Genomic DNA, 2163 nt, shown 5'->3' with positions numbered 1-2163 from the left:
TCAACATAAACAGCGATGTGAAGAAGCACAGGAAGATCTATATCCAATCGGTAAAGAACCATGGTTCTTTAAGCAAGGTTATTCAGGGAGATGTGCCTTTTACCAACCGTGTTCCTGTTAACCTGGATGCCAATTACCGGTTTTACCTGCCGGCTTCTTCTCTTCTGTCGCGAAAAGGGGAAGAATGGGTGTTGGATATTTATGAGCCACGCAGTTATTTTAGTTTCAACTACCTTGTGGAATGGAAGAACCATGATATCCAGTTTGATGGCAGGATAGTAGACAGTGGATTACTGGAAGAGCCAGCAGTGAACAATAGTTTTGCCAGCGCAAAAATTCCGGCACAATCGGCTTTCAGTTTTAAAGGGATCAACCAACTGGCAGAGGTGAGGATAGGGAGTAAAGAGAAAGTAGTACAGAAAAAGTTGAGAAAAGACTGCCCGGATCGGATGTGTACTTTTGGAACCTATAATTGCACCATGCATCCAAATAACCAACTAATAGCAGGTAAAATTTATGCATACGGCTATACTGCAAACGGAACACCCAGGGTAGCCACCTACTTAGGCTGCACCAAATTCAGGTATATCCATGACATGAAAAACATCACGATTCCGGAGGAATTCCCTTTGCCAGATTATGATGCCTATCCATCAGAAAAGGAAGATACCCGTTCAACCATTTACTGGAACCCCAATATCGTTACTGATACAAAAGGAACTGCGACATTCAGTTTTTTTACTTCAGATATGCAAGGGGAATTTGAGCTCATTGCCCAAGGCCTGGAAGTAAACACATTGAAGCCTTTAATGGGCACTGGTAGTTTTAAAGTTACAACAGTTACAGATAAATGAAAATGGATAGCAAGCTTAAAATTGGGAACCCATCTTAAAAATCGAACAAAAGCAACTTGACGCAATTGTAAACGCACTGGAGGATAATAGTCCTTTATGCTTAGTATATGGAGTAGCGGCCTCGTATTAGGGGAAGTTCGATTTTTGTAATGTTAGTGTTAAAGCTGTCGTAATTACATTTTTACCGCTGAAAAACAATGTATTGAGGGTTGTTAAAAGATATTATTTGCCCGCGGTCATTTATTTGGTGTATTCAAACAGGGACTTTACCGATTTCAACCGTATTATCATTAGAAGAACATTATTAATAAAAGCCATCAACCAAATTGCTATTCATGCCAATAATTTAGGCAATAACGCGCGCTATTATATAATTGCCCCGGATGCCGAAAAGGGTTTAGAGTAGGCAAAGTTTAATAATTAATTTAACAAGAATGAAAAAATTAACATTGAACAAGATTATTATTTCTAATCTTACCAAACAAGAGGCGGGCAGGATTAAAGGGGGCGGAATTACGGATTATTGTCAGACTGCTATCTATGAAGGTTGCGATCCTGATCACTCCTGGGATAATTGTTCTGACGAGTGTTCGGATTATTGCGGCAGTAATCCTTGTCCTGGTACTACCCAGCCTTATCCGGGAGGTGCTACTTGCGATGGGTGCCAAACCGACTTTGGTTGTGACCCAAATAACACCATCGTTTTTTGTCAGACCGACAGGTGTTGATAATTTTCTTAAAGTAAATACCTTCGGGTATTTACTTCCTCATACTTATATAAATTTCATTCGTATCATCAGAAACAGATAATAGGACCTTAAATGAATAGTAAGCAGATCAACATCCTGGTGTTGCTTCTAATTAGCATGCTATCAGTGAAAGCACAGGGAGATGGGTATAAGCTAAACGGCTCCGATCAGTTGAAAAAGCGACTCTCGGTTTATCTGGCAGAGCACCCAATGAGTAACCTGTACCTTCACCTGGATAAGAATATTTATTCGCCTGAGGAAACGATCTGGTTTAAAGCTTATCTGCTGGGAGATACCGCAACAGACAACAAGGTATTGTATGTTCGCATAGCTGATGAAAATAAAGAAGTAGTGTTAAGCGGGCAGTTTCCTATGTATGATATCCGGGCACATGGAAGCATTTTGTTATATACAAAAGGCCAGGACGAGCGGTACGAAAGTGATGCACATGGAGAACTCAATGTCTTTATGCCCAGAATGCTTGAAGAAGGTAAATATACTTTGTATGCCTATACCGATAAGATGCTGAGCTATGGGGATACGAATGTTTTTGTGCAGCC

The 2163-nt window shown here is 40.4% G+C and carries 2 protein-coding genes and 1 pseudogene; all 3 read left to right on the top strand.

The genetic code is table 11. The features are described 5' to 3' along the window. A partial coding sequence (locus tag HDC92_RS24925) for a hypothetical protein (protein ID WP_221271019.1) occupies window positions 1–854 on the top strand: 854 nt, incomplete at its 5' end. 434 nt (window positions 855–1288) lie between these two features. Next, window positions 1289–1582, top strand: coding sequence for a class I lanthipeptide (locus HDC92_RS25425; RefSeq protein WP_221271018.1), 294 nt, complete (start codon window positions 1289–1291; stop codon window positions 1580–1582). Window positions 1583–1675: 93 nt separating this feature from the next. Next, window positions 1676–2163: pseudogene (locus tag HDC92_RS24920) on the top strand (hypothetical protein); the annotation flags it as partial.

Source organism: Pedobacter sp. AK017, from assembly GCF_014200825.1.
GTDB classification, from domain to species: Bacteria; Bacteroidota; Bacteroidia; order Sphingobacteriales; family Sphingobacteriaceae; genus Pedobacter; species Pedobacter heparinus.
Note: the sequence above shows the minus strand (reverse complement) of the source record. Positions and strands in the feature narration are given on the sequence as shown.